Consider the following 23,432-nt stretch of genomic DNA (forward strand, 5'->3'; position numbering starts at 1 on the left):
TCTGAAAAAAGGGTTTGGCGGGGTTGGTGTTGATGGCTGTTGCTTCGTCGATCGGATACTTGAATCCGACGTTTTTTCAAATGCTTGCCGTTTGGCCAACGGTTGTCGGATTCGAGAATCCGACCTACGGGCTTTCAGACGGCCTAATCCACTAAGCTGCCGCTGGGATTGGCAATTGCTTTAAAGGTATTGCCCGAGAGCGACACCAGCAATACCGCCTCACCCTGTTGCAGCGTTTGGCTGCCGTCGGCTTCGGCCATCACATAATGCGTTTGGCCGAAGCCGTCTTTCACGCGCACTTGGGCAGGGCTGCCGGTGCGGGCTTGGCCGATCACAATCACGCCGACGCGGCCGATTAGCGTGTCTTGCGATACGGCGGTGGTTTCGTCTTTGGGCAGGATTTTGTACAACCCGCCGGCGGTGGCGCGCACCAGCGGCAGCGAAAGAAACCATACGGCGACGGCGGCCAAAGCCCCATTCAGATACACACCGAACACGGCGGCAAAGGCCGTCTGAAACACATAGCCCGCCAGCCCGTACACGGCAAGAAACACCACCAACAGCATCAACACCGGCACCCTGCCGACATACAGCCAGCTTAGAAAACGCACCATCACGCCGTCGGCCGCATCCAGCCCCACTTCGGCATGGGCGCTGTCGGCCAGGCTGTCGGGCAGCAGGTTGTCCAGCCACTCGCTCGCGCCGCCCAACAGCATCGACAGGATTTCGAGCGCACCGAGCAGCAGCATCAGCGCCAGGGCAATGCCGAAGATTTCGGTTTCGGGAGCGGTAATCAGATTCCACATCGGCGGTTTCCTTTATGGGTTTGGGGGCGTTCAGACGGCCTTTGGGTTTTTCAGGCAGCCTGAAAGCGGCTTCGTGTGTTTGTCGGATTCAAGAATCCGACCTACGTCTGCTCAATCGCCGCTCACATTCAACACCGGCGCAGCGTTTTCTTCGGAAAGCAGCACGGTCATCATATTGGTTACCAGCTTGGCTTTTTCGCTGTCGCTCATTTTCACGATATCGCGCTGCTCGAGCTGGCGGACGGTGCCTTCCACCATGCCGATGGCGCCGCGCACCAGCGCGTAGCGGGCGGCGATAACGGCTTCGGCCTGCTGTTTTCTCAACATGGCTTGGGCGATTTCGGGCGCGTAGGCCAGATGGGTGAAGCGGGCTTCGTCGATGCTGATGCCGGCGCGTTCGACGCGCTCCTGCACCATGTCGCGGAACTGCTCGAGAATATGCTCGGAATGGCGGGTCAGGCTTTCGGTATCTTCAGCGGCGTAGGGGTGGTGGGTGGCCAGCGCGCGCAGGGCGGACTCACTCTGTACCTGCATAAAATCGTGGACGTTTTCCACATCGAGCACGGCGGCGGCGGGGTTGCTGATGTGGTAAACGATGGCGGCGGCGATTTCAATCGGCGTACCGGCGGCGTCGTTCACTTTCAGCGTGGGGGTAACGTAGTTGCCCGAGCGCAGGGAAACGCTTTGGGTTTGGTAAATCAGCGGGATAATCCAGAAAAACCCGCTCTCGGACAGAATGCCGGAATAACGGCCGAAACAGGTGCTCACCAGCGCGGTGTTGGGCTGGACGATACGGAAGCCGCTTGCCGCCAGCACGATAAAAACAAACAGCGGCGCGGCCAGCATGCCGACGGTGGAAAACAGCGCCATGGCAATCAGTACGGCGGCAGCGGCCAGCATGGCGGCGGCAAGCCAGCCGTTGAGATAAAACATATTGTGTCTGCTGCTGGTTTGATTCATGGCGGGGTCTCCTTGATAAATGGCGGAACGGGATTTCAGGCTGCTTTCAGGCTGCCTGAACGGGCAGGTTTCAGTTTCAGACGGCCTTCGGGTTTGCGTAGGTCGGATTCTCGAATCCGACGTTTTCCCACAGGGAAAAATCCGCGCTGCCGGTTTTAACTTTGCTGAAGCCTGTGGTTTTCAGACGGCCTTTGGGTTATTTCAGGCAGTCTGAAAGCCGCTTCGGGTGTTTGTCGGATTCAAGAATCCGGCCTACGGAACTGACGCGAATCAGTGTTTTTCCAATTCTTCCCGGCACATGGCGGCGTTTTCGCGGCCGTTGTCGGTATTAAGCTGCTGCTGCGCCGCTGCCATCAGGCGGCAGCCTTTTTGCGGATCGGCGGGCACACCGCGCCCTTCGGCATAGGCCACGCCCAGATTGTTCTGCGCCTTGGCGTGCCCCTGCGCGGCGGCTTTTTCATACCACGGCACCGCCAAATCCCAACGGTTTTGCCGCATATAGTGGCCGCCTGCCTGATACTGCGCTTCGGCTTCGCCCGCTTCGGCACGGCGGACAATTTCCGCAGGCGGCGGCTCGGCTTCGGACTTGGCAAACAATTTGCCAAACGGCGCGGCATTCTGCCAACCGCCGCGCTCATCGGCCTGCTGCACCAGCCACACCAGCGCGGTGGCGGCGGCCAGCACAACCATCATCGCCAGCAGCGGCGCGGTCAGGGCATTGTCGTTGTTGCGTTTCATCGCGTCGTTTCTTTCTTCAGACGGCCTTCGGATTTGCGTAGATCAAATTCTCGAATCCGACGTTTTCCCACAGGGAAAATCTGCGTTGCCGGCTTTAACCTTGCTGAAGCCTTTGGTTTTCAGACGGCCTTTAGTTCTTTCAGGCTGCCCTAGCGCGCCAGCAGTTGGCGGATGCGCTGTTGCAGGCGTTCGCGCTGCTCGGGGCGGCCGTCGGGCAGAATCTGCGCCCAGTCGGCGTGTGCGGGGTCAATGCGTCCGCCGAAGCCGCCGAAGCCGTGCATTGTCAGACTGCGCTTTTTCCAATCCAGCGTAAAAACGGCAAGGGCGCGGCCGGTAGTCAGAACGCTGTTGATGCGCTTGAGCATCCACAGGGCGAACATTCCCATCGCCACCGACATCAGCAAAAACGGCAGCGCGTTGGCGGCTTTGAACGTGCCGTCGCTGTGGAAAAACAAATCGGGCAGCATCCGGTGCAGAAACAGAACCGACAGCGGCACGGTAAAACACGAAGCAAGCATGCCGAAACGCATGATGTTCACCGATTTTCGATCGGCATCGCTTAGGGAAACGGTTTTACGCCAAGTCAGCGGACGGCTGCCGTTTTGCTCGGCGGCCTGCAGTTCGGCAAGCGGGGTTTCGGGCTGGGGCATGGTTTTCTTTCCAATAATCGGGGCGGGGTTTTCTTTTCAGGCAGCTTTAGGGTCTTTCAGGCTGCCTGAAAGCTCTGTATTTCGTCATTCCCGCGCAGGCGGGAATCTTTTTTCAGCTTGGGTGATGGCGTTTTTTTCTGCCGTTTGCCGAAGCTCGCAAAAGATTCCCGCCTGCGCGGGAATGACGGCAGTTTTATTTTCAGACGGCCTTTGCCAAGCAGCCTGAAAGGCCGTCTGAAAGCCGCTTCGTGCACTTGTCGGATTCAAGAATCCGACCTACGGCACTCACTTTCCCGCCTTCAAAGCCGCCAGCCGTTCGGCGATGCGGTTGCTGCGGCTTAGGTCTTCCAGCTCTTTCAACTTGGCCAGCTGCGCCGCGTCGCTGCTGCTGTGTACGGCGTTTTGTCTGCCCATCACGCGGTCAAACGCGTTGCCGCTTTTTTCGGCGTTGCGGGCGATGCGCTCGATGTTGCCGCCGGTTGCGCCGCCGTCGGCTGCCGCGCTTTGCTGCGCGGCGCGCCAGTCTTGCAGCTGCTGTTGCATTTCGCGTTTTTTCGCTTGTAGGGCGGCGATAAAGCCTTCGAACTCTTTTTCCTGCGCGGCGCAGTCGGCGATGGTGTTTTCAAGCACCGGCAATCGCGCTTCGATGTCCATCTGCTCGGCGATGCCGCTTTCGGCCAAATCGTCGCGCTCGGCGGCCACGGCGGCGCGGATTTGGTCGGACAGCGCTTCGTGGCGGTTGCTCTCGTCGGCCATTTTTTTGGCGGCCAGATGTTTTTGCGCCAACACTTTACCCAGCTCGGCGCGTACTTCGTCCACCGCGCGCTCGATTTCGCGGATGCTCTCGTTCATCACCGCTTCGGGCGCCAGGTTTTCGGCAGCGTCAATCAGGGCGTGGAAGCCGCCGCTCACCAGGCGGCCGACGCGGCGGGACAGGGTTTCGCTCATTTTGTTTCCTTTCGTTTCGGGTTTCAGACGGCCTCTGCGCCAACCTCAGACGCACGGCGCACGATATCGGCCAGTTTCAAAGTGTTTTCAAGCTGTTGCAACACGGCATCGTCGTAGGCCGCGCCTTTGCCGGTAACGGCAAGCTGCAAAATGCTGTCGGTCAGGCGCACGATGCGCCACATCAGCTCGCGCTCGTATTTTTGCAAATCCTGCGGCGCGGCCTCTTCGGGCAGGTCGGCGGCCAGCGTGGCGGCCAAATCGGGCAGTTGTTCAAACAAGCGCGCAACGATATGCGAATGCACGCCCGCCTGTTTTTCGGCGTTCAACACGTTGCGCCTGGCAGCCTGAAAAAACTGCTCCTGCGCGGTGAGCGCGGATTCGTAATCACGCGTCTGCGTGTGCGCCAGTCTGGCCTGCTTCAACAATTCGCGGATTTTTTCCGACGGCGTATTCGCGCCTTCGATCTTCAACTCTGCAATAAAATCAGCGTCTTCCTGGCTAATCCGTACACTAACGGGGATGCGGTTGGTTGTATTCATATTCAAAATACTCTTTTCGTATTTATTTGAATACGAATATACAAAATCCGTTTGCAAAGCGCAACCGGCAGCTGTGTTTTTTTATGTAAAAGCGTTTTGCTCCGCCTGCTCTGCTATCATCGCCGCATTTTTCAAACCGAAAGCCAACCATGCCCCGCACCCCGCGCATGCGGCTGCCGCTTTGGTGGCGGCTGCTGCAATTTTTACTGTTTTTTCCTTTGCTGTGGACGCTTGCTTACGGCTTGTCCGAACTACCCGGCGAGCATTACGCGGCGGGCGACGCGCCACACCAAAGTTTCCGTTTCGCCGCAGCCGACGGCCGGGGCGGCTGCCGCGCCGAGCCTTTGGGCGCGAAAGCCGAACCGTGTACCCTGCCGCCGGGTTCGCCCTCTGCCGAACCAGTCTGCCGCGACTGGCGCGAACGGGAAATGAGGCTGTGCGTCCTCGGCGGCGACACCTACCAAATGACCGACCGCGGCGGCGGCTGGACGATAACCACGCGCTACCGCATCGAAAACGGCCGCGTCGTGCCGCTGTATTTCAAGCTGTTCACCTTCCTCCACGCCGGTGCGGCCTTCGTTCTTGTCTTCGCCCTGTACGCCGCCGCCGATTTCCTGCTGCGCCGCCGTTTGCGGCGAAAAGAGGTTTAGCAAATACAAAAAGGCCGTCTGAAAACCCTGACTCGGGGTTTTCAGACGGACTTTGCTGTATCAGGGTTTAACCTTGCGCGTATTGGGAAAGCAACTTGCGGAAGGCTTCGCCCGTTTCGGGATGTTTGAGGCCGTAGGCGAGGGTGGCTTCGAGGTAGCCGAGTTTGCTGCCGCAGTCGTAGCGTTTGCCGGAGAAGGGGTGGGCGAGGACGGGTTCGGTGTCGAGCAGGCGGGCGATGCCGTCGGTGAGCTGGATTTCGCCGCCCGCGCCGCGCGGCAGGTTGGTGAGCAGGTCGAAAATGCGCGGGGTGAGGATGTAGCGGCCGACTACTGCGAGATTGGACGGGGCTTCTTCGGGCTTGGGTTTTTCGACGATGTTGGTAATGCTCTGGAAGTTTTTCAGTTTTTCCACTTCGACGATACCGTAGGAGCCGGTTTGCGCGGGATCGACGGTTTCCACGCCCAAGACGCTGTTGCCGCTTTGGTTGTAGATATCGACCATTTGTTTTAACGCACCTTGCGGGGCGTCGATGAGGTCGTCGGCCAGGATAACGGCAAAGGGTTCGTTGCCGACGGCGGCGCGGGCGCACAAGACGGCGTGGCCGAGACCGAACGCTTCGGCCTGGCGGATGTAGAGGCAGGTGATATTGGGAGGCAGAATGTCGCGCACATGTTCGAGCAGTTGTCCTTTATTGCGCGCCGCCAATTCGGTTTCCAGTTCGTAGGCTTTGTCGAAATGGTCTTCGATGCTGCGTTTGTTGCGGCCGGTGATAAACACCATTTCGGTGCAGCCCGCGTCGATTGCTTCTTCGACGGCGTATTGAATCAAAGGTTTATCGACGATGGGTAGCATTTCTTTCGGGCTGGCCTTGGTGGCGGGCAGAAAGCGCGTGCCCATGCCTGCGACGGGGAAAACGGCTTTTTTAATCGACTTGGGGTTCATCGGTCTCTTTCATATTTTCCATACGGAGGCCGTCTGAAAACCTGTTTTCAGACGGCCTTTATTGTTGTCAGGCTTGGCCGAGCATGGCCAAAAGAGCGGCTTCGTCCAACACGGCCACGCCCAGCGCGTTGGCTTTTTCCAGCTTGCTGCCTGCGGCTTCGCCGGCGACAACGTAATCGGTTTTTTTCGACACGCTGCCGGAGACTTTGCCGCCTGCGGCTTCAATCATGGCTTGGGCTTGGTCGCGCTTGAGCGTGGGCAGGGTGCCGGTGAGGACAAAGGTTTTGCCTGCTACGGCTTCGTTGAGGCCGTCTGAAACGCCGTTTCCGCCGTCTGCGGAGCTTTCAGACGGCCTGTCGGCCAGCTCGTTTAAAAATGCGACGGTATGGCGCAACAGGGCGGCGTTTTGCGGCACGCTGCGCCATGCCTGCCAGTCGGCGGATAGGGCTTGGTCGGTAATGAGCGCGTCGGCATTTTTGCCCGCAAGTTCCCACAGGGCTTGGGCTTTGGTTTCGCTGATTTTGAAACCGGGCAAACGGGCGAGCCAGCGTTGCGGTTCGGCATAGTCGGCCGCGCGCAGGCTGACGGCTTGCGCTTTGGGCGCAACGCCTGCAAAGAGCAGCTCGTCTATCATGGCCTGCTGCGCGTCTTGGGCGAAAAAGTGGGCAACGGAGCGGGCGACGACTTCGCCGATGTCGGGCAGGCAGGCGAGTACGGGTTCGGGCGCGCGGCGCACGGTGTCGAGTGTGCCGAATGCCTGCGCGAGGGTTTTGGCGGTGCGCTCGCCGACGTGGCGGATGCCGAGGGCAAACAGGAAACGGGCGAGGTCGGGCGTTTTGCTGGCTTCGATGCCGGCGAGGATGTTTTCCGCCCACTTGGTCGGCTGTTTTTTGCTTTTGCCCACAGCCTGCGTGAGGCCGCCTGAATCTGCCCCGCCGTTTTCAGACGGCCTTTCGGCCTGTTCGGCGGCCTCTTTCATTTTTTGCAGTGTCGGCACGTCGAGACGGTAGAGGTCGGCAAAGTGGCGCACGAGGTTTTGCGCCACCAGCTGCTCGATTTGTTTCTGCCCCAAACCGTCGATATCCATCGCTTTGCGCGAGGCAAAATGAATCAAACCCTGTGCCCTTTGCGCGCTGCACAGCATACCGCCGCTGCAACGCGCCACCGCTTCGCCTTCTTCGCGCTCGATGGGGCTTTGGCAGATGGGGCATTGCGCGGGCAGGCGGTAGGGCGGATAAAGCGGCGTGCCGTTTTCAGAGTGCGAAGCCTCCCGCTCTCGGGGCGGTACCGCGTCGAACAAATCGCTTTGGACGTCCCGAGGGCGGGAGGCTTCGCACTCTGAAGCGGCAGCAGACGGCGCGGTCTGCACCGGCCGCCGCTCGAAAATCACGCGCACCACTTCGGGAATCACGTCGCCCGCGCGGCGCACCACCACGGTGTCGCCCACGCGCACGTCTTTGCGCGACACTTCGTCTTGGTTGTGCAGCGTGGCGTTGGTTACGGTAACGCCGCCGACAAACACGGGCTGCAAACGGGCAACGGGCGTTACCGCGCCGGTGCGGCCGATCTGCACGTCGATGGCTTCCACGGTGGTGAGGGCTTCTTCGGCGGGGAATTTGTGCGCAATCGCCCAGCGCGGCGCGCGCGAGATGAAACCGAGTTCGCGCTGCTGCGCCAAACTGTTTACCTTGACGACCATGCCGTCGATTTCATAGGGCAGGGCGGGGCGTTTTTGCTGCATTTGTTCGTAAAATGCCAAAACTTCGGCGATATTGCCGAAACAGCCGTAATTGCCCTCGGGCAGGCTGAAACCGAGTGTGCCGCAGTATTCCAGTTCCTGAATATGGGATTCGGCGGCAAAACCGCCTTCCTGCCGCGCGATGCTGTATGGGAAAAAATGCAGTTTGCGCTGCGCGGTAATGCGCGAATCGAGCTGGCGCAGGCTGCCCGCCGCCGCGTTGCGCGGGTTGGCAAAGGGTTTTTGGCCGGCTTCTTCCTGACGGCAGTTGAGTGCGGCGAAATCGGCTTTGAGCATTAACACTTCGCCGCGTATTTCGATCAGCGCGGGCGTGTTTTCTCCGTGCAGCCGCAGCGGGATGTTGGAGACGGTTTTCACGTTTTGCGTAACGTCTTCGCCCGTTGCACCGTCGCCGCGCGTGGCCGCCTGCACCAATACGCCGTCGCGGTAGAGCAGGCTGATGGCGAGGCCGTCGAACTTGGGTTCGATGACATATTGCGGATTGGCGCCACCCAAGCCGCCGCGCACGCGCTCGTCAAACGCCAGCATTTCGGCATGGTCGAACGCGCCTTGTGCGTCTTGCGGCGAAAAGGCGTTGGTAAGCGAAAGCATGGGGACTTCGTGGCGCACTTCGTCAAAGCCCGATAAAGGCGCGCCGCCGACGCGCTGGGTGGGGCTGTCGGGCAGTTTCAACTCGGGATGCGCCGCTTCGAGGGCTTCGAGTTGGCGGAACAGGCGGTCGTATTCGGCATCGGGCACGCTGGGCGCGTCGAGCGTGTAGTATTCGTAGCCGTAGCGGTTGATGAGGTCGGTTAATTCGCGGATTTTTTGTGCGGTGTCGTTCATGGCGTGATGGGATGGGGGTTTCAGACGGCCGTCTGAAAGCGCGGTTTCACAATGATTGGGAAAAGGTGTTTTTTACGGGCTGTTCAAAGGCCGTCTGAAAACTTTTCAGACGGCCTTTTGCGTTCAGACGGCCTGCGCGGCGTTTACGAAAACAGGCGCTGCGCCAGCTCGCCGCCGGGTTCGATGCCGACTTTCAGCATTTCGTCCTGACGCGCGGCAACGTAGCGGCCGACGTCTTTGAGCCATTCCATCGACAGCTCTTCCAGTTTGTCGTTCACCAAATCCAAGCCCAGTTCGCTGGAAAAACGCACGGTCAGATCCATGAAGCGGTCGAAGTTTTTGCTGCCTGCGGGCACGTTGGGGATGTCGAACAGGATGCTGAAGCCTTTGTAGGGTTGTGAGGCCAAAAGGGCGGCGGTGAAGGCGCTGCCGTCCATGGTGACAATGCTGAACAGCGTGCGGCCGTCGCCGCCGTCGAGATGGAAGGCGCCGTCGTGGCCGAGGGCGAAGCCTGCGCGTTCCACGGCGGCACGCAGTTCGCTGCCGCTGACGGAAGTACGCGAAATCAGGTGCATGGCGATGGTTTGGTCGACGCGCTCGCACAATTCGTCGAGCGGGCGGGCGGTTTCGAGGAAAGCGGGGATGTCCATCAGTTTCATGCCCGCATCGAGTTTGCCGGCAAATTCGTCCACCTGCCGGCCGAAATCTTCCAACTCCTGCGTGGTGGCCAGCCCCTTGCGCGAGATGGCCTGCATGGCGACGATAAAGCCCTGGTAGTAAACGTTGGGCACGGGTTCGACTTCCTGCCACAGGCCGTCCATGGTGCAGCCGGCGATGCGGAAGCGGTGGCGGCCGGAGAAGCGCGGCAGGGTGCGGAATTCCTGCGGCTCGCGCAGGGCGATGTAGGCCATGTAGTCGAAGCGGGGCTCGAACCAGGGCAATTCCTGTTTGACCATGTCGTCCAAGTCCATCAGCAGGCGGCCTTTGCGGGCGGCTTTTTCCTGCGCATGTTCGGGGCTGCCGACAGTGGCGAAGGCGTAGGCGTTTTCGGCCGTGCCCTCTTCTTGCAGGACGGGCTCGTTTTCTTCGGCTTCGGGTTTGCGGTCGGAGAGAATCTGCGCCATGACTTTGGCGGCTTTTTCGCGGGCGAGGCGGCGTTCGCGTTCGAGTTTTTCGGCAAAGGAGAGCGGGCGGCGCTCTTCTTCGCTTTCTCCTTCTCCATCTTCTTCGTTTTCCGCCACGGCATCGGCGTTTTCAGACAGCCTCTGTGCTTCGTCGAACAGGTCGGCGGCATTCGGCTCGGGCTGCGGCACGGCGGGTTTTTCGGACGGCTGCGGCGCTTCGGCGGCGGGCGTTTCGATTTGGGAAACGTCGGCTTCGCGCACGACCACCAGCGGCCTGCCCTGTCTGCCCTGCTCCTCCTGCCGGATGGCGGCCGCGCCGTGCGTTTTGCCGTCGCGCACCGAATTGGTGTGGCTTTCCATCAGGGCGTCTTTGTCGGAACTGCCGAACTGCTCGCGCATACGGCGGCGGTATTGGTTTTCCTGATACATGTTGTAGGCGATCACGCCCAGGATAATCAGCAGGCCGAATGCCGCCGCAATCCAGATTTTTCCGTCCATATGTTTGTCTGCGGGTTGTGAATCAAACGGCGGCGATTATAACGGAAAACCGCAATCTTCATCACTTTTGGCCGCCGCCCGGTTTCAGACGGCCGTCTGAAAGCCCCATGCGGCAACGGCGTCCCAATCGAAAAAACGGCCGGGGTCGCTTTTGCGGCTGGGGGCGATGTGCTCATGGCCGGTAACGGCTTCAATCGGATACTGCGCGCAAAGGGCGACCAGCAGGCAGCGCAGGCTTTGGTATTGCGCGTCGGCAAACGGCTCGAAGTCGCAGCCTTCCATTTCGATGCCGACGGAAAACAGGTTGCATTTTTCCCGCCCGCGAAACGACGACACGCCCGCGTGATAGGCCGTGTCGTCGCAGGAAACAAACTGCACTGTCTCGCCCGTGCGCGCGATAAAGAAATGGCTGGACACGCGCAAGTCTTTAATCACGCTGAAAAACGGGTGTTCCGCTTCGTCAATTTGGTTGGCAAACAGCTTTTCCACCGCACCCGTGCCGTATTCGAAAGGCGGCAGCGAAATATTGTGTATCACCGCCAGCGTGACGCGCTCTCCTGCGGGGCGCGGCTCGCAGTTGGGCGAAAATGCCTGCCGCGCGCCCTGCCAGCGGCCTTGGTTCCATTCGTTCATCGTTTTGCTCCAATGTTCGTGCAGGCCGTCTGAAAAAGCATCTGACGGCCTCCACGGGGAAGATTGGTTTTCAGACGGCCTCACATCAGCCAGCCGTCGGGCGTAACCGGGCGGTTGTCGAGCAGGCGCACAATGCCGACGACAACGCGGAAGAGATACCACAACGAAGCCAGCCAGAGTATCGGTATGCCGATAAGAATAACGGACAGCACGCCGCCGACGGCAAAGCCCAGCAGCGTGCCCCAAAACGTGCGGATCAGAAAACGGATATGGTCGGCATAAAACGTGCCCGCCATATCGTCACCTTTGACATAGGCGATGATAACGCCGATCAGCGCCGCCATGCCGCCGGTGAACACCGCCGCCGCATACAGGCCGTAAATCACATACATATAGTTGCGCCGCCGCTCCTCAGCCGCATCGGGCACGCCGTCCTGCCGCGTTTCCACGCGCACAGGTTCGACATCGATCACATCATAGCGCGCATTGCCGTTTTGTCTGTCCATTGCCGCTCCTTCGCCGCACAAAATGTCAAAAGCCGCACTTTACCCGCGCCGCGCCGACGAAGCAAACAGGCCGTCTGAAATTGCCCGCCGCAGCCGTTGCCTTTATACTGCCGCCCTTTGTTTTGCGCCTATCCCGTTATGAAAAAAGTGTTTTATACGGTTTTCGCCGCCCTCATATCGGCAGCCGCCGCCTTTGCCGCCCTGCTGTTCGCGCCGAAAACCCGCCCCGAACCCTACCGCCTCAAAATCGGCAGCGGGCAAGGCATCTCCGCCGTCGGCAGCCGCCTCGAAGCCGACGGCGTTATCTACAGCCGCCACGTCCTCACCGCCGCCGCCTACCTCACCGGCACCCACAACAAACTGCGCGGCGGCAGCTACAAACTGCCGCAAACCGCCTCCGCCTGGCAGATTCTGCAAAAACTCAAACGCGGCGACACCGACACCGTCACCATACGCATCATCGAAGGCACACGTTTCGCACAAATGCGCAAAATCATCGACAACACCGCCGATCTGCAACACGACACCGCAGGCTGGAGCGACGAGCGCCTGCTCAAAGAAATCGACCCCGAAGCCCCCGCCGCGCACGCCGAAGGCCTGTTCGCCCCCGACAGCTACGAAACCGACGCCGGCGGCAGCGACCTGCAAATCTACCGCCTGGCCTACCGCACCATGCAGAACAACCTCGCCGCCGCCTGGGACGAGCGCCAAAGCGGCCTGCCCTACAAAACCCCCTACGAGCTGCTCACCATGGCCAGCATCATCGAAAAGGAAACCGCCCACCCCGACGACCGCCGCCACGTCGCCGCCGTCTTCGTCAACCGCCTCAACAGCGGCATGCGCCTGCAAACCGACCCCGCCGTTATCTACGGCATGGGCGACGCCTACGCCGGCCGCATCCGCAAAGCCGATTTGCAGCGCGACACCCCCTACAACACCTACACCCGATCCGGCCTCACCCCCACCCCCATCGCCCTGCCCGGCAAAGCCGCCCTCGAAGCCGCCGCCCACCCCTCGGCGGAAAAATACCTCTACTTCGTTTCCAAAATGGACAACAGCGGCAAAAGCCAGTTCAGCCACACCCTCGACGAACACAACGCCGCCGTGCGCCGCTACATTCTGAAACGCAAATAGGCTTCGGCGCAGCCAAAACGTGAGGCCGTCTGAAAACGTGAGGCCGTCTGAAAACGTGAGGCCGTCTGAAAACGTGAGGCCGTCTGAAAACGTGAGGCCGTCTGAAAACGTGAGGCCGTCTGAAAACGTGAGGCCGTCTGAAAACGTGAGGCCGTCTGAAAACGTGAGGCCGTCTGAAAACGTGAGGCCGTCTGAAAACGTGAGGCCGTCTGAAAACGTGAGGCCGTCTGAAAACGTGAGGCCGTCTGAAAACGTGAGGCCGTCTGAAAACGTGAGGCCGTCTGAAAACCGCATTCGCGGTTTTCAGACGGCCTCCCTCCGCTGTACCGCGGCCTGCGGTACAATCCGCAGCCTGCCAACGACAACAATAGAGGATTCCGATATGCACAAACCCACCGACAAGGTTTCTCCGCAGCTCAAAGCCGACATCCTGGCCGAAGCCCTGCCCTACATCCGCCGTTTCTCCGGCAACATTTTCGTTATCAAATACGGTGGCAACGCCATGACCGAGCAACACCTGAAAGAGGGGTTCGCCAAAGACGTGGCCTGGCTGAAACTGGTCGGCATCCATCCCGTGATCGTCCACGGCGGCGGGCCGCAGATTAACGAAATGCTGGAAAAAATCGGCAAAAAAGGCGAATTCGTCCAAGGCATGCGCGTCACCGATGCCGAAACGATGGACATTGTGGAAATGGTGCTCGGCGGCCATGTCAACAAAGAAATCGTCTCGCTGCTCAACCAAAACGGCGGCAGCGCCATCGGCATCACCGGCCGCGACGGCCACTTCATCCGCGCCAAAAAGCTGCTGCTGGACACGCCGCAAGGCCGCGTCGATATCGGCCAGGTCGGCGAGGTGGACAGCATCGACACGGCGCTGGTGCACACCGTTATCGAACGCGGCGGCATCCCGGTCATTGCCCCCATCGGCGTCGGCAGCGCGGGGGAGGCGTTCAATATCAATGCCGACTTGGTGGCCGGCAGACTGGCCGAGGAATTGGGCGCGGAAAAATTGCTGATGATGACCAACATCACGGGGGTGCTGGACAAATCCGGCCGCCTGCTCACCAAGCTGACACCGAGCCGCATTACCGAGCTGACAGCCGACGGCACACTGCACGGCGGAATGCTGCCGAAAATCGCATCCGCCGTAGACGCCGCCACCAACGGGGTACGGGCGGTGCACATTATCGACGGCCGCATCCTGCACGCCCTGCTCTTGGAAGTGTTCACGGACACGGGCATCGGCACAATGATTTTGGGTCGGGAAGATTGAGCAAAGCGCCGTCCCTACCCGAATTGGCGGAACAAAGGCCGTCTGAAAGCGCAGCTTCGGCGAAGTCAAAGCCGCGCTTTCAGACGGCCTCTTCCGTTATCCGCTAACCAACCGCGTGCCATTTATGTGGCCGAAGCATCTACGCACACAAAAAGCCGAACGGTTTCCCGTTCGGCTTTTCTTTACCGCTGCAAGCAGATTATTGGACTTTGATTTCCACGTCCACACCGGCCGGCAGATCCAGCTTCATCAGCGCATCGGTGGTTTTGTCGGTCCAATCCACGATGTCCATCAGGCGCAGGTGGGTACGGATTTCCAGCTGTTCGCGGGAAGTCTTGTTCACGTGCGGCGAACGCAGGATGTTGAAACGTTCGATTTTGGTCGGCAGCGGAATCGGGCCTTTGACAACGGCACCGGTACGCTTGGCAGTTTCAACGATTTCCTGTGCGGAACGGTCGATCAGGCTGTAATCGTAGGCTTTCAGACGGATACGGATTTTTTGGTTTGCCATTGATTCGTTATCCTTCAAATTAAGCGATTACGGTAGACACAACACCCGCACCGACGGTACGGCCGCCTTCGCGGATGGCGAAGCGCAGACCTTCTTCCATGGCGATCGGAGCAATCAGTTCGACTGTGATGGCTACGTTTTCACCCGGCATAACCATTTCCACGCCTTCTTCCAGAGTAACCGCACCGGTCACGTCGGTAGTACGGAAGTAGAACTGGGGACGGTAGTTGGCGAAGAACGGGGTGTGACGACCACCCTCTTCTTTGCTCAGTACGTACACTTCAGCTTTGAATTTGGTGTGCGGGGTGATGGTACCGGGTTTTGCCAATACCTGGCCGCGTTCCACTTCTTCGCGTTTGGTACCGCGCAGCAGTACGCCGACGTTGTCGCCTGCCTGGCCTTCGTCGAGCAGTTTGCGGAACATTTCGACACCGGTACAGGTGGTTTTTTGGGTTTCTTTCAGACCGACGATTTCGATTTCGTCACCGACGTGGATGATACCGCGCTCTACGCGGCCGGTTACTACGGTACCGCGGCCAGAGATGGAGAATACGTCTTCAATCGGCAGCAGGAAGGGTTTGTCCACGGCACGCTCGGGTGTCGGGATGTAGCTGTCCAGTGCGTCGGCCAATGCAAAGATAGCGGTTTCGCCGATGTCGGAAGTGTCGCCTTCCAGTGCTTTGAGTGCGGAACCTTTGATGATCGGCACGTCGTCGCCCGGGAATTCGTAGCTGTTGAGCAGGTCACGGATTTCCATTTCAACCAGCTCCAGCAGCTCTTCGTCGTCAACCATGTCGCATTTGTTCATGAAGACAATGATGTAGGGTACGCCTACCTGACGGGCAAGCAGGATGTGTTCGCGGGTTTGCGGCATGGGGCCGTCGGCTGCGGAACATACGAGAATCGCGCCGTCCATCTGGGCAGCACCGGTAATCATGTTTTTCACATAGTCGGCGTGACCCGGGCAGTCTACGTGGGCGTAGTGGCGGCCTTCGGTTTCGTATTCTACGTGGGAGGTGTTGATGGTGATGCCGCGGGCTTTTTCTTCCGGGGCATTGTCAATCTGGTCGTAGGCTTTGGCCGCGCCGCCAAATTTTTTGGCCAAAATGGTGGTCAGTGCGGCGGTCAGGGTGGTTTTACCGTGGTCGACGTGACCGATGGTACCGACGTTTACGTGCGGCTTGCTGCGTTCGAATTTTTCCTTAGCCATGAGCTAATTCCTTTACAAATAAAGATCACAAAGAACAAAGGCCGTCTGAAACGGATTCCAGAATCTTCAGACGGCCTGGCGGGGTACCGAATCAGCCTTTGCGGGCTTCGGTTACGGCTGCGGCCACATGGGCGGGCGCTTCCGCGTATTTTTTAAACTCCATGGAGTAAGTGGCGCGGCCTTGGGTGGCGGAACGCAAATCGGTTGAGTAACCGAACATCTCCGCCAAAGGCACTTCGGCACGGACTTTTTTGCCGCCGATACCGTCGTCGTCCATACCCAATACAATGCCACGACGACGGTTCAGATCGCCCATTACGTCGCCCATGTACTCTTCGGGAGTTTCCACTTCCACTGCCATAATCGGCTCGAGGAGAACGGGGTTGGCTTTTTTCATACCTTCTTTAAAGGCCATGGAAGCAGCCAATTCAAATGCAATCTGCGAAGAGTCCACATCGTGGTACGAACCGAAGGTCAGGCGGACACGGACGTCGACAACAGGGTAACCGGCAACAATACCGTTAGACAGGGTGTCGCGGATACCTTTATCTACTGACGGAATGAATTCACGCGGAATCACACCGCCTTTGATCTCGTCGATAAATTCGTAGCCCGCACCGCCCGGTTCCAACGGCTCCATTTTGATCACAACGTGACCGTACTGGCCTTTACCGCCGGACTGTTTGACGTGTTTGGCTTCGGATTCGACTTCTTTGCGGATGGTTTCGCGGTAGGCCACCTGAGGCGCACCGATATTGGCTTCAACACCGAATTCGCGCTTCATGCGGTCTACAATGATCTCCAAGTGCAGCTCACCCATACCGGAAATAATGGTCTGACCGGATTCTTCGTCCGTGCGCACACGGAAAGAAGGATCTTCCTTAGCCAAGCGGTTCAGGGCAATACCCATTTTCTCTTGGTCGGCCTTGGTTTTCGGCTCGACAGCAATGTGAATCACCGGCTCGGGGAATTCCATGCGTTCCAAAATAATGGGAGCGTTTTCGGCACACAGGGTTTCGCCTGTAGTTACATCTTTCAGGCCGATGGCAGCGGCAATGTCGCCTGCGCGGACCTCTTCAATCTCCGTACGGTCTGCGGCGGTCATCTGCACCAAACGGCCGATGCGCTCGCGTGTGCCTTTTACGGAGTTCAATACGTTGTCGCCCGATTTGACAACACCGGAGTAAACGCGGATGAAGGTCAATTGTCCGACATATTTGTCGTTCAGCATTTTGAACGCCAACGCAGAGAACGGAGCTTCATCGGCAGCCTGACGGTTATCGGGTTCTTCGCTGTTGGGATTAACGCCCTGTACCGGCGGAATGTCGGTAGGTGCAGGCAGCAATTCGACAACGGCATCCAGCATACGTTGCACACCTTTATTTTTAAAGGCAGAACCGCACAACATCGGCTGAATCTCGCCTGCCAGAGTGCGCTGACGCAAAGCACCAACGATTTCTTCCTCGGTCAGCTCTTCACCTCCCAAGTATTTGTCCATCAATTCTTCATTGGCCTCTGCTGCGGCTTCGATCATGTTTTGCCGCCACTCTTCAGCGGTATCGACCAAATCGGCAGGAATGTCGCCATATTCGAAAGTCACGCCCTTATCGGCTTCGTTCCAAATGATAGCTTTCATTTTCAACAGGTCAACGACACCTTCGAAACCGTCTTCCGCACCAACGGGAATCACGATCGGCACGGGATTGGCGCGCAGACGGGTTTTCATCTGTTCGACAACACGGAAGAAATTGGCGCCTTGACGGTCCATTTTATTTACAAAGGCCAAACGCGGAACTTTATATTTGTTGGCCTGACGCCATACGGTTTCAGACTGGGGCTGAACGCCGCCCACAGCACAGTAAACCATAACGGCACCGTCCAGCACGCGCATGGAACGTTCTACTTCGACGGTAAAGTCCACGTGTCCCGGAGTGTCGATAATGTTAAAACGGTGCTCAGGGAACTGCTTGGCCATACCTGACCAGTAGGAAGTTACGGCAGCGGACGTGATTGTGATACCGCGCTCCTGCTCTTGTTCCATATAGTCGGTAGTAGCCGCACCATCGTGCACCTCGCCCAATTTGTGGGTCAGCCCGGTATAAAACAGGATACGTTCGGTAGTAGTGGTTTTACCTGCATCGATATGCGCGGAAATACCGATATTGCGATACAGGTTAATTGGGGTTTTACGAGCCATTTTTTCAGCCTTTCAAATTTAGAAACGGAAATGGGAGAAGGCTTTGTTGGCTTCGGCCATGCGGTGTACTTCTTCGCGTTTTTTCATTGCGCCGCCACGGCCTTCGGAGGCATCGATCAATTCGCCCGCCAAGCGCAGATCCATTGATTTTTCGCCGCGTTTGCGTGCGGCATCGCGCACCCAGCGCATTGCCAAAGCCAATCTGCGTGAAGGTCTGACTTCAACAGGGACTTGGTAGTTCGCACCACCGACACGGCGGCTTTTCACTTCCACAACAGGCTTGGCATTGGCAATAGCTTCATTGAAGACTTCAATGGCTTCTTTGCCTTGTACTTTTTTAGCGATTTGCTCAAGCGCGCCGTATACGATGCGCTCGGCAACGGCTTTTTTGCCGTCAATCATCAGTACGTTCATAAATTTGGTCAATTCAACGCTGCCGAACTTAGGATCGGGCAATACGTCGCGCTTGGGGACTTCTCTACGTCTTGGCATTTCAATTCCTTTAACTATTCAGTCGGGGACTTGCCCCATGAATGCCCATCGGGACATCCACTTACTCGGCCGTTTCAATTTAGGCGGCCGACGTGCCTTTCAATATCCTTACTTAGGACGCTTCGCACCGTATTTGGAACGGGCTTGTTTGCGGTCTTTCACACCGGCAGTATCCAAAGAACCGCGGACGGTATGGTAACGGACACCCGGCAAGTCTTTTACACGACCGCCGCGAATCAGAACGACGCTGTGCTCTTGCAGGTTGTGGCCTTCACCACCGATATAGGAAATCACCTCAAAACCGTTGGTCAGGCGCACTTTGCAGACTTTACGCAAAGCGGAGTTCGGTTTTTTCGGAGTAGTAGTGTACACACGGGTACAAACACCGCGTTTCTGCGGACATGCTTCCAGTGCGGGCACTTTGTTTACGTACACGGGCTTTTTACGGCCTTTGCGTACCAATTGGTTAATAGTAGGCATACTTTCTTTGTCCTGTTGAAATGAAAATATTTGCCGGCACCATGCCGACAAGAGCGGAATTATAGTAGCAAGGCAAACATACGGTCAAGAAAGGCTTTGACAGCCGGATACATCGAACATCTGAACAGATGCGGATTTTCCACACAAAAAGGCCGCCTGAAAAACGAAATCTTTTTTCAGACGGCCTCATCACAACAAGCAGACTGCAAATTAATTTTTAAGATTTGTCAGCCATTCTGCCGCGGCGGATAACCGCAGGAATCTCCAAATCGTCCAATACGCGCTGATCGGACAAATCGGGACCGGTCAGGTTCATATTGCGGACTTCACGCCCCGAAGTAACCACCCCTGCAATATTGGAAAAATCCGCATCCGCAGAATCGCCCGACAAGCCGTCGAGATCTTCACGCACCGCATGCTGGCGGCGCGCAGACGGCGTCCGACCGTATTGAGCCGCAGGAGCCTGGGGAGCAGAGTAGTGGTTATTTTCCTTCAAACCTGTGGCGATGATGGTGACGCGGATGGCGTCTTCCGGCATGTTTTCGTCTTCGGCCGTGCCGTATTTGCGCTCCGAGTCCGGGTGTGCGTAATCGTCGATTACGCGCATGATTTCACGGTATTCCGACATTTTCAGACAGCCCGGTGCGGTAGTGATATTGACCAGCACGCCGCGCGCACCGTCCAAGCTGACATTATCGAGCAGCGGACTGGAAATCGCCTCCTCGGTCGCCAGGCGGGCACGATCGACACCCTGCGAAGCCCCCGAACCCATCATAGCCATACCGGTAATGCCCATCACGTTTTTCACGTCGGCAAAGTCCAAATTGATAAACCCGGGACGGGTCACAACCTCCGAAATCCCCGCTACTGCCGCATGAAGTACGTTATCGGCCGCCTGAAATGCCTCGCGCACGGTAACGTCTTCGCCCAACGCGGTCATCAGCTTGTCGTTCGGAATGACAATCAGCGAATCCACCTGACTTTTCAGATGTTCCAAACCCTGCTGGGCGATATGGATGCGCTTGCCTTCGTGCTCGAAAGGACGGGTTACCACGGCAACGGTCAGAATGCCCATTTCCTTGGCAATTTCCGCCACCACCGGTGCTGCGCCGGTACCCGTACCGCCGCCCATACCGGTTGTAATAAACAACATATTGGCGCCGCGCACGGCCTCGGTAATGGCTTCGCGCTCTTCCAAAGCGGCTTCGCGGCCGACTTCGGGATTAGCTCCCGCACCGAGGCCTTTGGTGAGATTGGTACCCAACTGGATACGTTTGGGCGCGTTATTTTTGCTCAAAGCCTGCGCATCGGTGTTGGCACTGATGAATTCGACACCCTGAATGGTGTTTTTAATCATGTTGTTAATGGCGTTGCAGCCGCCCCCGCCGATACCGATTACCTTGATAACCGCAGGGCTTGCGGCGGAATCCACTACATCGTAAACCAAATCCATTAAAACTACTCCTTTGCGCCCTGTTCGGGACGGCATACTCTGAACAAATACTGCGGATTATATAAGAAGCCGCATAATCTTAGCAAAAAACCTGCGGCGGACGCAGCCTGCCGCCTTATCGGCAGCAAACGGGCATCAGCGGACTAAAAATTGTTGCGCAGCCATTCTTTAATCTTGGCCAGCAAGCCTTCGCCTTCCTCTTCGTGATAAGACACCGAACCACCTTCGCCGCCGGCTTCCACATCGCCGCGTGCGGCATAGAGCAGGCCGATAACGGTGGCGTTGCGCGGATTGCGGATGCGCTCGGACACACCGGGCATTTCGGGCGGCACACCGACACGGGCGGGCAGGCCGAAAATATCTTCGGCCAGATCGACGATACCGTTCAACATGGATGCCCCGCCGGTCAGCACTACGCCGGAAGTGAGCATGTCTTCATAAAAGCCGCTGCGGTGCAGTTCGTGCAGAGTCAGTTCCAAAATTTCCTCGACGCGCGGACCGATAACGGTGGCGAGGCCGCGCCGTGCGATTTGGCGCGGCTGGCGGTCGCCCACGCTGGGCACTTCCACCATTTCGTCCAAATCTTCGTCTTCCAGATCGGGATGCGCCACGCCGTGGTGGATTTTGATGTATTCGGCGGCGGCATACGGCGTACGCAGAGCCTGTGCCAAATCGCTGGTAATCAAATCGCCCGCCACGGGTATCACGGCGGTATGGCGGATGGCGCCGTTGGTGTAAACGGCAATATCGGTGGTGCCGCCGCCGATGTCGATAACGCACACGCCCAAATCTTTTTCGTCTTCGGTTAAGACGGCCTGACCGCTGGCCAAAGGCTGGAGCATGATTTGCTCCATTTCCAGGCCGCAGCGGGTAATGCATTTTTGGATGTTTTGCAGCGCGGTGACCGCGCCGGTGATGATGTGGACGCGGGTATCAAGGCGTACGCCGCTCATGCCGATGGGGTCGCGCACGCCGGGCTGGTTGTCGATGATGTATTCCTGAACCACGGTATGCAGGATGCTGTGGTCGGGCGGGATGTTTACCGCCTTGGCGGTTTCGATGGCGCGGTCGATGTCGGCCTGCGTCACCTCGCCGTCTTTGATTTTCACCACGCCCTGCGAATTGAGGCTGCGGATATGGTTGCCCGCGATGCCTGTGGTAACGCTGCCGACTTTGCAGTCGGCCATCAGTTCGGCCTCGCCGACAGCCTGTTTAATCGCCTGGGCGGTCGCGTCGATATTGGTGACCATGCCCGCCTTGAGGCCGCGCGAAGGCGCCTGACCGATGCCGACGATATGGATTTCGTTGTCCTCCTGCACTTCGCCGATCAGGGCGATAACCTTGGAGGTGCCGATATCAAGGGCGCTGATATAGTGTTTGTCTTTTGCCATATGTAAATTCCAGTCCTGTTTTTAATCTTATCCGAATCTTGTCCGCTCAATCGTTTTCAGACGGCCTTTCGGCAGCGTCTTCGCTGTGTTCCGCTTTTTTCAGTCTGACGGCAAAACCGTCTTTGTAACGCATGTCCACATAATCCAATCTGTCCGCCTGCGCCGCCAGCAGCTCAGGCCATGCCTTGGCGAAGCGCCGCAGCCGTTCGCGCTCCTGCTCGCGGCCGAGGCGGACGGTCACGCCGTTGTCCAGTTCGATTTCCCACGCCGAGCGCGGCGTATAGGACAGCACGGCAATACCGAGTTTCTGCCCCGCCAGGTCGCGGCGGAACATAGCCAGATGTTCGACCATGGTTTTGCCCGCTCCGGCCTGCCCTCGGAAACGCGGCAGTTCCGTGTCGTCGTCCACAGCCGCGCGGAACACTTCGCCTTCGCTGTCGACCAAGCGGTTTTCATCCCAATGGGCAACGGGTACGCGCTCGGTCAGGTGGATGTCCACCGTATCGGGCAGGCGGCGGCGCACTTCGGCGGACGCTATCCACGGCATACGGGAAAACGCGGCCTGTGCGCCGTTCAAGTCGGCGCGGAAAATATTGCCGCGTATGTAGCGCCGCGCAATTTCTTGCAGTTGCGCGCCGTCGGCATACTGCAAACTGCCGTCGATGTTGACTTTTTTAATCGGGAAATACGGCGAACGGTAGAGCCATACGGCTGCCGCACCGATCAGCATGACAAAAACGGCAAAATAAAGCCAGCCGCTGACGCGGCGCATGGCCTGCGCGTTATTCCACATAGGCGGTTTTCAAAATCTCGATGCACAGCTGCGGGAAATCCATGCCCGCCTGCGCCGCCGCTTTGGGTACGAGGCTGTGCGAGGTCATACCCGGCAGGGTGTTGGCTTCCAGCAGATACAGGCGGCCGCTTTCGTCTTTGAGGAAGTCGATTCTGCCCCAGCCACGTCCGCCGACGGCGTCGAACGCGCGCACGGTCAGTTCTCGCATGAGTTGTTCGTCTTCGTCCGACAAGTCCGACGGGCAGAGGTAAACGGTATCGTCGCGGTCGTATTTCGCTTCTTTGTCGTAAAACTCGGTGGCGGGGATGATGCGCACGGCAGGCAGCGCATGGCCGCCGATGATGCCGCAGGTATATTCGCCGCCGCCGATGAATTTTTCGGCGATGATTTCGCCCTTGTACTGTTTCAGCTCGCGATACACGTCTTTCAGACGGCCTGCTTCTTTCACCTTCACCACACCGACGCTGCTGCCTTCGTTGGCGGGTTTGACAAACAGCGGCAGGCCGAGTTTGGCTTCCACGGCGGCGAAATCGCTGTCGTCGCGCAGCACTTCGTAATCGGGCACGGGCAGGCCGAGGCCTTTCCACAGGAGCTTGCAGCGGTATTTGTCCATCGCGACGGCGGAGGCGAGGACGCCGCAGCCGGTGTAGCGGATGCCGAGGGTTTCGAGCGCGCCCTGCACCGTGCCGTCTTCGCCGAATATGCCATGCAGGATATTAAACGCGCAGTCGAAGCCCTGCGTTTTCAATTCGCCCAGCGGCGTTTCTTTCGGGTCGAACGCATGGGCGTCGACGCCTTTTGCGCGCAGGGCGGCCAATATGGCGCGGCCGCTGTCGAGCGAGATTTCGCGTTCGCTGGAAAAGCCGCCTGCCAGCACGGCCACTTTGCCGAAATTCTGCATATTTCTGTCTTTCGTTTG

The 23,432-nt window shown here is 58.3% G+C and carries 23 protein-coding genes; 3 read left to right on the forward strand and 20 right to left on the reverse strand.

The window, feature by feature from the left end; all coding sequences use genetic code 11:
• Positions 1 to 143: 143 nt before the first annotated feature.
• The 6 genes from ACG2K1_RS10025 to ACG2K1_RS10050 form a co-directional block, all read right to left on the reverse strand.
• Positions 144 to 806, reverse strand: coding sequence for a YqiJ family protein (locus ACG2K1_RS10025; RefSeq protein WP_395429142.1), 663 nt, complete (start codon positions 804 to 806; stop codon positions 144 to 146).
• A gap of 111 nt (positions 807 to 917) precedes the next feature.
• Positions 918 to 1,766 carry an SPFH domain-containing protein gene (locus ACG2K1_RS10030; protein WP_036496809.1) on the reverse strand — a complete coding sequence of 283 codons (849 nt, stop codon included), beginning with the start codon at positions 1,764 to 1,766 and terminating at the stop codon, positions 918 to 920.
• 270 nt (positions 1,767 to 2,036) lie between these two features.
• A complete protein-coding gene (locus tag ACG2K1_RS10035; RefSeq protein WP_009427449.1) occupies positions 2,037 to 2,504 on the reverse strand; it encodes a tetratricopeptide repeat protein in 468 nt (155 codons plus the stop codon).
• A gap of 149 nt (positions 2,505 to 2,653) precedes the next feature.
• Positions 2,654 to 3,154: a hypothetical protein gene (locus ACG2K1_RS10040; RefSeq protein WP_395429143.1), complete on the reverse strand. Its 501-nt coding sequence runs from the start codon at positions 3,152 to 3,154 to the stop codon at positions 2,654 to 2,656.
• A gap of 285 nt (positions 3,155 to 3,439) precedes the next feature.
• Positions 3,440 to 4,102 carry a PspA/IM30 family protein gene (locus ACG2K1_RS10045; protein WP_395429144.1) on the reverse strand — a complete coding sequence of 221 codons (663 nt, stop codon included), beginning with the start codon at positions 4,100 to 4,102 and terminating at the stop codon, positions 3,440 to 3,442.
• A 23-nt stretch (positions 4,103 to 4,125) separates the two neighbouring features.
• The gene (locus tag ACG2K1_RS10050; RefSeq protein ID WP_395429145.1) at positions 4,126 to 4,641 is read right to left on the reverse strand and encodes a hypothetical protein; all 516 of its coding nucleotides are present in this window, start codon (positions 4,639 to 4,641) and stop codon (positions 4,126 to 4,128) included.
• A gap of 149 nt (positions 4,642 to 4,790) precedes the next feature.
• On the opposite strand from ACG2K1_RS10050, the gene ACG2K1_RS10055 reads away from it, so the two are divergent.
• Complete coding sequence (locus tag ACG2K1_RS10055; RefSeq protein WP_395429146.1) at positions 4,791 to 5,291, forward strand: hypothetical protein; 501 nt, start codon at positions 4,791 to 4,793, stop codon at positions 5,289 to 5,291.
• Between the two features lie 67 nt (positions 5,292 to 5,358).
• Here the strand turns inward: ACG2K1_RS10055 and galU are convergent, their stop codons facing one another.
• From galU to ACG2K1_RS10080, 5 genes are all read right to left on the reverse strand, one after another.
• Positions 5,359 to 6,234 (reverse strand): UTP--glucose-1-phosphate uridylyltransferase GalU, encoded by an 876-nt coding sequence (gene galU, locus ACG2K1_RS10060; protein ID WP_395429147.1) that lies wholly within the window; start codon positions 6,232 to 6,234, stop codon positions 5,359 to 5,361.
• A gap of 67 nt (positions 6,235 to 6,301) precedes the next feature.
• Positions 6,302 to 8,818 carry an NAD-dependent DNA ligase LigA gene (ligA, locus tag ACG2K1_RS10065; protein ID WP_395429148.1) on the reverse strand — a complete coding sequence of 839 codons (2,517 nt, stop codon included), beginning with the start codon at positions 8,816 to 8,818 and terminating at the stop codon, positions 6,302 to 6,304.
• A 143-nt stretch (positions 8,819 to 8,961) separates the two neighbouring features.
• Positions 8,962 to 10,440 carry a cell division protein ZipA C-terminal FtsZ-binding domain-containing protein gene (locus ACG2K1_RS10070; RefSeq protein ID WP_395429149.1) on the reverse strand — a complete coding sequence of 493 codons (1,479 nt, stop codon included), beginning with the start codon at positions 10,438 to 10,440 and terminating at the stop codon, positions 8,962 to 8,964.
• Positions 10,441 to 10,524: 84 nt separating this feature from the next.
• Positions 10,525 to 11,073, reverse strand: a complete 549-nt coding sequence (gene ampD / locus ACG2K1_RS10075) for a 1,6-anhydro-N-acetylmuramyl-L-alanine amidase AmpD (protein ID WP_395429153.1) — start codon at positions 11,071 to 11,073, stop codon at positions 10,525 to 10,527.
• Positions 11,074 to 11,153: 80 nt separating this feature from the next.
• The gene (locus ACG2K1_RS10080; RefSeq protein ID WP_395429150.1) at positions 11,154 to 11,579 is read right to left on the reverse strand and encodes a DUF4870 family protein; all 426 of its coding nucleotides are present in this window, start codon (positions 11,577 to 11,579) and stop codon (positions 11,154 to 11,156) included.
• A 138-nt stretch (positions 11,580 to 11,717) separates the two neighbouring features.
• On the opposite strand from ACG2K1_RS10080, the gene mltG reads away from it, so the two are divergent.
• Positions 11,718 to 12,713, forward strand: a complete 996-nt coding sequence (mltG, locus tag ACG2K1_RS10085) for an endolytic transglycosylase MltG (protein ID WP_009427460.1) — start codon at positions 11,718 to 11,720, stop codon at positions 12,711 to 12,713.
• A 382-nt stretch (positions 12,714 to 13,095) separates the two neighbouring features.
• Entirely contained in the window at positions 13,096 to 13,986 is an 891-nt protein-coding gene (gene argB, locus ACG2K1_RS10090; RefSeq protein ID WP_395429151.1) for an acetylglutamate kinase, read from the forward strand.
• 199 nt (positions 13,987 to 14,185) lie between these two features.
• Here the strand turns inward: argB and rpsJ are convergent, their stop codons facing one another.
• From rpsJ to ACG2K1_RS10135, 9 genes are all read right to left on the reverse strand, one after another.
• A complete protein-coding gene (gene rpsJ, locus ACG2K1_RS10095; RefSeq protein WP_002642322.1) occupies positions 14,186 to 14,497 on the reverse strand; it encodes a 30S ribosomal protein S10 in 312 nt (103 codons plus the stop codon).
• A gap of 19 nt (positions 14,498 to 14,516) precedes the next feature.
• Entirely contained in the window at positions 14,517 to 15,707 is a 1,191-nt protein-coding gene (gene tuf, locus ACG2K1_RS10100) for an elongation factor Tu (protein WP_094031176.1), read from the reverse strand.
• A gap of 91 nt (positions 15,708 to 15,798) precedes the next feature.
• Positions 15,799 to 17,904 (reverse strand): elongation factor G, encoded by a 2,106-nt coding sequence (gene fusA / locus ACG2K1_RS10105; RefSeq protein ID WP_009424947.1) that lies wholly within the window; start codon positions 17,902 to 17,904, stop codon positions 15,799 to 15,801.
• Positions 17,905 to 17,922: 18 nt separating this feature from the next.
• Complete coding sequence (gene rpsG, locus ACG2K1_RS10110) at positions 17,923 to 18,396, reverse strand: 30S ribosomal protein S7 (RefSeq protein WP_009424946.1); 474 nt, start codon at positions 18,394 to 18,396, stop codon at positions 17,923 to 17,925.
• A 108-nt stretch (positions 18,397 to 18,504) separates the two neighbouring features.
• On the reverse strand, positions 18,505 to 18,876 hold the full coding sequence (gene rpsL / locus ACG2K1_RS10115; protein ID WP_003783497.1) for a 30S ribosomal protein S12: 372 nt from the start codon (positions 18,874 to 18,876) through the stop codon (positions 18,505 to 18,507).
• A 217-nt stretch (positions 18,877 to 19,093) separates the two neighbouring features.
• Entirely contained in the window at positions 19,094 to 20,329 is a 1,236-nt protein-coding gene (gene ftsZ, locus ACG2K1_RS10120) for a cell division protein FtsZ (protein ID WP_009424944.1), read from the reverse strand.
• Positions 20,330 to 20,472: 143 nt separating this feature from the next.
• Complete coding sequence (ftsA, locus tag ACG2K1_RS10125; protein ID WP_009424942.1) at positions 20,473 to 21,720, reverse strand: cell division protein FtsA; 1,248 nt, start codon at positions 21,718 to 21,720, stop codon at positions 20,473 to 20,475.
• Between the two features lie 46 nt (positions 21,721 to 21,766).
• Positions 21,767 to 22,513, reverse strand: coding sequence for a cell division protein FtsQ/DivIB (locus ACG2K1_RS10130; RefSeq protein ID WP_395429491.1), 747 nt, complete (start codon positions 22,511 to 22,513; stop codon positions 21,767 to 21,769).
• On the reverse strand, positions 22,503 to 23,414 hold the full coding sequence (locus ACG2K1_RS10135; RefSeq protein WP_009424940.1) for a D-alanine--D-alanine ligase: 912 nt from the start codon (positions 23,412 to 23,414) through the stop codon (positions 22,503 to 22,505). The genes ACG2K1_RS10130 and ACG2K1_RS10135 overlap by 11 nt, the downstream gene beginning before the upstream one ends.
• Between the last annotated feature and the right edge of the window lie 18 nt (positions 23,415 to 23,432).

The organism is Neisseria sp. 23W00296 (assembly GCF_044772855.1).
Lineage (GTDB): Bacteria > Pseudomonadota > Gammaproteobacteria > Burkholderiales > Neisseriaceae > Neisseria.